The sequence below is a fragment of the bacterium genome (assembly GCA_027622355.1).
GTDB lineage: Bacteria > UBA8248 > UBA8248 > UBA8248 > UBA8248 > JAQBZT01.
Genome location: JAQBZT010000199.1, coordinates 1 through 5,653, shown reverse-complemented (window position 1 = coordinate 5,653; position 5,653 = coordinate 1). Strand labels below are relative to the sequence as shown.

Below are 5,653 nucleotides of genomic sequence, written 5' to 3'. Positions count from 1 at the left end.
CGCGTTTGCGCGCCAAGGCGGCCCGGAGCGGAACTCCGGCCCCGGATGGCATTCATCGAGACGAACAGGAGGCTTTCATGGGCGCCACGCTGACCTACCTCGGACACTCCAGCTTTTTCGGAACCACAGGAGGCGGAAAATCCTTCTACATCGACCCCTGGCTCGAGGGAAACCCCCGCTGCCCGGCGGACTTCCAGGCCCCCCGGAAGGTGGACAACATCTTCGTCACCCACGGGCACTTTGACCACATCGCGGGCATCCTCCCTGTCTATCAGAAAGGCGGCTGCCCGGTGGCGGGCCCCTACGAGCTGGTCAACCTCCTCGCCGCCGAGGGCAAGTTCGCCGAGGGCCACGGCGTCGCCATGGGCAAGGGCGGAACGGTGGATGCCGGCGGCATCAAAGTCACCCTCACCCACGCCATGCACAGCTCGAGCTTCGGCAGCCCCGGCACCTACGCCGGCGAGCCCTGCGGCCTGGTGCTCACCTTCGAGGACGGGAAACGGGTCTACCACGCGGGCGACACCGCCGTCTTCGGCGACATGGCCCTCATCGCGGAGATCTACGCGCCCGACCTGTGCCTCCTCCCCATCGGGAGCCGGTTCACGATGGACCCGGCCGAGGCGGCGAAGGCCTGCGAGATCCTCGGCGCGAAACACGTCGTCCCGATCCACCACTCCACCTTCCCGCCCCTGACCGGAACGCCCGCGCAGTTTCAAGAGGCCGTAAGCAAGCGGGGCCTTTCGACGAAGATCACCGTCCTGGAGCCGGGAGGAAGCGTCGAGGTCTAGCCGCGAGTTCCAGACAGGCGGTTTGCCGGGGCAGCGGGCGCGCCGCAAAAAATCCCGCATTATCCCGCAGCATCCCGCAACCGCCCCGCCGGTTCTCTTTTCCGGGCCTCTTTTAACACCACCCCCATCCCATCCTTCCCCCGTGGGGGGAAGGGGCCAAGGGAAGCGCGTCTGGATGGCACCGCTACGGCGTTCCGCGCCGGCCCCCGCCGTCCATGTAGACCGAGCTGCCGAATACATAGGTGCAGGCTTCGGAAGTGAGAAACGTCACGACATTGGCAATCTCCTCGGGCTCGCAGATGCGGCCCGCGGGCAGCTTGCTGCCGACATCCTTCAAGACCTCCTCCACGTTCTTTCCTTCCTTGTCGGCCCGGCCCTGCATCAGATCGCGCGCCCGCTGGGTGTTCGTCATTCCCGGGCAGATGGTGTTCACCATAATGCCGTCGCCCGAGACCGCGTCCGAGAGGGCGCGCGTCATGTTCAGCACGGTGATGTTGGCGAAGCTGGTCGGCAGGTTGCCCCGCGCCGGGGTCGCGCCCGCGCCGCCGGCGATGTTGACGATGCGCCCCCATCCGTTCTTCTTCATGTGGGGGACGACCCCCTGGGCCATCTGCAGATAGCCGTAAAGCTTCAGCCCCAGGGCGTGATCGATGAAATCCGTCGAGAGATCGAGAACATCGGCGCCCTTCGCCGCACCCGCCGAGTTGACGAGAATGTCCACACCGCCGAATTTCTGCACGCAGGCGTCCACGACTTTTTTCGGCGCGCCGGCATCGGTCAGATCGGCTGCTACGGCGTAGCCCTCCCCGCCCGCCGCGTTGATCTCTTTCACCGTCTCGTCCAGAAGGCTTTGATCCCGGCCCGTCACGCAGACGCGGGCCCCGTCCTTCGCGAACGCAAGCGCGCAGCACTTGCCGATTCCGCGGTTTCCGCCCGTTACAATTGCCCTCTTGCCCTTTAGACCCAGATCCATTTTTTCTCTCCCATTCCGATACCGGAGCAAAAAAGAGATATGTACAGACTTGCCGCCTTCCATATTGAAAGGCAGACTATTTCCCCATGTGCGATGCAATACATGTAGCACCGATTGCATCGTGCGCCAAGCGAAGCTCCCCTCCTCAATGAGGCCGATATGCCGGATGCCATCGTTGCCGCGGAAGTGCTTCACGATTTCCTGAGGCGGGCCTACGCCGCCCTCGGTTTGCCGGAGGCGGACGCCGAAAAGTGCGCCAGCCAGATGCTCGACGCGGAACTCCGGGGAGTGAAATCACACGGCTGCGTGCGCTTCGGGGTGTTCGCCGAGCGGCTGCGGAAGGGAACCGTGAACCCCCGGCCGGAGGTCAAAACCCTCTCCGACCTCCCCGGCTACGCGCTCCTCGACGGGGACATGGGCATGAGCGCCGTCGTCGCGCGCCAGGCGGTCGAGGCCGCCATGGACAAGGCGGCCAAAAACGGCATCGGGGCCGCCGGCATCCGGCGCACCTCCCACACCGGCCACATCGGCTACTTCGCCGCCATGATGCTCCAGCAGAATATGATCGGGATCATCATCAGCGGCGCGGCGGCCAACCTCGCCCCCTGGGGCGGGCGCGGGCGCATGCTCGGCAACAGCCCCATCGCCTTCGCCATCCCCTCCCGCCAGGAGTTTCCCATCATTTTTGACATGGCGACCAGCAAGGTGGCGCGGGGCTATGTCCTCCTCGCCGCAAAGGCGGGCGAGGACATCCCGGAGGGGTGGGCCCTCGATCCGGAGGGCAACCCGACGACCGACGCCGCCCTCGCCGCAAAGGGTACGATGCTCCCCCTCGGGGATCACAAGGGCTACGGCCTCTCGCTCATGTTCAGCTTCCTGACCGCCGCTCTGACCGGAAACGGCTTCGACGCCGACCAGCCCGATTGGGTGGATGCCGATCAGCCCTTCTCCCTCCCCCTCCTGGCCATCGCCATCGACCCCACGCAGAGCCTGGGCGAGAACTACAAGGGGGCGGTGGACGAGACGGTGCGCCGCCTGAAAGCGTCCGAGCGGGCCGGCGGCTTCGATGAGATCCGAATCCCGGGCGAGGCCTCCCACCGGAGGTACAAGGAGTCCCTCGCGCGCGGCGTGGCGCTCAAAGGACCCCTATTCGAGGAATTGGCCCGAATCGCCTCCGAACTCGGAATCGCGCCGCTTCCTTCCGGATAAAACCCCGGCCTTTCTTGAACGAAACCCCAACCTCCCGTAAAGTTTGAGCCGCAAACATATATCCCTGCATATTTACGAAGAAATTTGCGTTTTCTCTTGGAAAGAATTTGAGGAGGGGCACATGCCCATCACGGCCATGATCATCGACAAGACGGACCATGTCGCCACCTGCATCGAGGCGGTGAAAAAAGGCGAGAAGGTCCAGCTCATGCGCAACGGGAAAAAGGGGGAAGCCATCAAGGCCAACCAGGCCATTCCCTTCGCCCACAAAATCTGCGTCAAACCCATCCCGAAGGGCGCGCATTGTCTGAAGTACGGGCTCTCGATCGGCTCCGCCACGAAGGACATCAAGGTGGGCGACTACATCCACGTCCACAATCTCGAAAGCAACCGCGGGCGCGGCGACCTCGCGTAGCCGGCCCGGCCCACATAGGAGCAAACGAAAATGGCAACGAAAGCGAAAACCCGCCGCGCGGCGAAACGCACCCCCGGGCTGCGGAGCACCTGGTGGGGCTACCCCCGGGAGAACGGCGATATCGGCGCCCGGAACTACCTGCTTGTCCTGAGCGGCACCCTGTACGCCAATCCCACCTGCGAGCGCGTCGCGCGGACGCTGCGGAACGCGGTCGCCATCACCCACCCCCTCGGCCGGTGCCAGATCGCGCCCGACCTCCAGCGCACCTTCGAGACCCTCGTGGGCCACGGCATCAATGCGAACGCCGCCGGCGTCATCGTGATCGACCATCACCGCGAGGAGGGCTGCACCGCCGATGAGATCGCCCACGCCATCGCCAAGAGCGGAAAACGCGTCGAGGCAGTCAATATCCGGTTGAGCGGCGGCGCGATCGAATCCACCGCCAAGGCCACCCGCATCGGGATGGAGATGCTCCGCGAGATCACGAACGAGCGGAGAGCGGAAGTGCCGGTCAGCCAGCTGCTGCTCGGCCTCAACTGCGGCACCTCGGACACGACCTCGGGCCTCTCCCACAACAAGGCGACCGGCTGGGTGACGGACAACGTGGTGCGTCTCGGCGGGCGCGCTCTGCTGGCGGAGACGACCGAGATGATGGGGGGCGAGGACGTTCTGGCCTCGCGCTGCGTGCGCCCGGAACTCGGCAAGAAAATCTGGAAGATGGTCGAGGAGATGGAAGCGCGCATCCTTGCCTGCGGCGTCGATCTGCGCGGCAGCCAGCCCACCGGCGACAACATGGAGGGCGGCCTCACCACGATCGAGGAAAAATCCCTCGGCGCGATCCAGAAGGCGGGCACCGCCCCCATCGTGGACGTGATCCCCTGGGCCAAGCGCGCGAGCCGCACCAGCGGGCTGCACGTCATGGACACCCCCGGCCACGGCGGCGAGTCCATCACCGGCATCTGCGCCGGCGGCGCCCAGGTGCTCATCTTCTCCACCGGCGGCGGCCACACCATCAACCATCCGCTGATGAGCACCATCCGCGTCACCGGAAATCCGGTCTCGGCGAGACTCCAGCGCGATACGACCGACGTCGAAGTCACGGACATCTTCGAGGGCACCCCCATCGAGACGGCCGGGCTCCGCCTCTACAACGAGGTGCTCGATGTGGCGAGCGGCAAGATGACCAAGGCGGAGATTCTCCATGAGGACAACGCATTTGCGATCAACCGCATCGGGCCCAGCGTTTGAGATGACGCTTCCCGCCTACGAGGAAGCGCTCGTCAGCCTCGCGCGCGAGGAGCGAGGGGAAGGCTGGCTCGCCTACTGCGAGGCGCGCGGCATCTACCAGTTCCCCACCCGGGAATGGACAGATGCCCTGGCGGACGCCATCCGCGAGATGGGCCCGGAGCTTCCCCTCGAGTTGGGCGCGGGGTGCGGCACGCTCGGCCGCATGCTCCGCACGCGCGGCATCTCTCTACGGATGACCGACCCGAAGGGGGGCGAGGACATCGAGGCGCTCGGCGCCGCGGCGGCGCTCGCGCGATACCGGCCCGATTTTGTGCTCTCCTCCTGGCTGCCGTTTGATGCGGGGGCGGAGGAGGAAGTTCTGCGCGCTCCCGGCGTCGGGGCCTACCTGGCCATCGTCCAGACCGGGGAGGGCTTCACCGGCGGGGCGGCGCTGCGGGGCGCCCCCGGCTGGGAGATCACCCCGCTCCCGGCCGTCGATCGCTGGTCCATTTCGCGCATGGACTTTCTCAGCGAAGTGGATCGGGGCGAACACATCCGGCGCGGACGCGCCTACCTTCTTCAGCGAGTGCGCACATGAGCCAAACTCTTTCCGCCGATACGCTCCGGAAATTCGTCTCGGGACTTTTCGAAAAGGCGGGCCTCCCGGCGGATGACGCCGCCTGGGTGGCCGACACCCTCGTCGAGGCGGAGCTGCGCGGCGTCACCAGCCACGGCGTCATCCGCATCCCCAACTACATCCCCCGCATCGAGGCGGGCTGGGTGAACGCGCGGCCCCGGATGAAAGTCGAAAAGGACGCAGGCGCCCTCGCACTGTTCGACGGCGACAACGGCATGGGCCAGGTGGTCGCCCGGCGCGCCATGGCGGAGTGCATCCAGCGCGCCGAGGCGCACAACGTCGGCGTTGTGATCGTGAAGAACAGCAACCACTTCGGCGCCGCCGCCCTCTACGCGGAAATGGCCTTGGAAAGCGGCATGGTGGGCCTTTGCACCACCAACGCGATCCGCGTCTTTCCGCCGCAC

The 5,653-nt window shown here is 66.0% G+C and carries 7 protein-coding genes; 6 read left to right on the top strand and 1 reads right to left on the bottom strand.

What is annotated here, in order from left to right; all coding sequences use genetic code 11:
• A partial coding sequence (locus O2807_11220; protein ID MDA1001068.1) for a metal-dependent hydrolase occupies nucleotides 1–788 on the top strand: 788 nt, incomplete at its 5' end.
• 184 nt (nucleotides 789–972) lie between these two features.
• Here O2807_11220 and O2807_11215 read toward each other — a convergent pair.
• Nucleotides 973–1,761, bottom strand: a complete 789-nt coding sequence (locus O2807_11215; protein MDA1001067.1) for an SDR family oxidoreductase — start codon at nucleotides 1,759–1,761, stop codon at nucleotides 973–975.
• Between the two features lie 159 nt (nucleotides 1,762–1,920).
• On the opposite strand from O2807_11215, the gene O2807_11210 reads away from it, so the two are divergent.
• The 5 genes from O2807_11210 to O2807_11190 form a co-directional block, all read left to right on the top strand.
• A complete protein-coding gene (locus O2807_11210) occupies nucleotides 1,921–2,970 on the top strand; it encodes an Ldh family oxidoreductase (GenBank protein MDA1001066.1) in 1,050 nt (349 codons plus the stop codon).
• A gap of 121 nt (nucleotides 2,971–3,091) precedes the next feature.
• Nucleotides 3,092–3,385, top strand: a complete 294-nt coding sequence (locus O2807_11205; GenBank protein ID MDA1001065.1) for a UxaA family hydrolase — start codon at nucleotides 3,092–3,094, stop codon at nucleotides 3,383–3,385.
• 30 nt (nucleotides 3,386–3,415) lie between these two features.
• The gene (locus O2807_11200) at nucleotides 3,416–4,633 is read left to right on the top strand and encodes a UxaA family hydrolase (GenBank protein ID MDA1001064.1); all 1,218 of its coding nucleotides are present in this window, start codon (nucleotides 3,416–3,418) and stop codon (nucleotides 4,631–4,633) included.
• Nucleotides 4,602–5,210, top strand: a complete 609-nt coding sequence (locus O2807_11195) for a hypothetical protein (GenBank protein MDA1001063.1) — start codon at nucleotides 4,602–4,604, stop codon at nucleotides 5,208–5,210. The genes O2807_11200 and O2807_11195 overlap by 32 nt, the downstream gene beginning before the upstream one ends.
• The coding region (locus tag O2807_11190) for an Ldh family oxidoreductase (protein ID MDA1001062.1) at nucleotides 5,207–5,653 on the top strand (447 nt) is incomplete at its 3' end. The genes O2807_11195 and O2807_11190, both read left to right, overlap by 4 nt.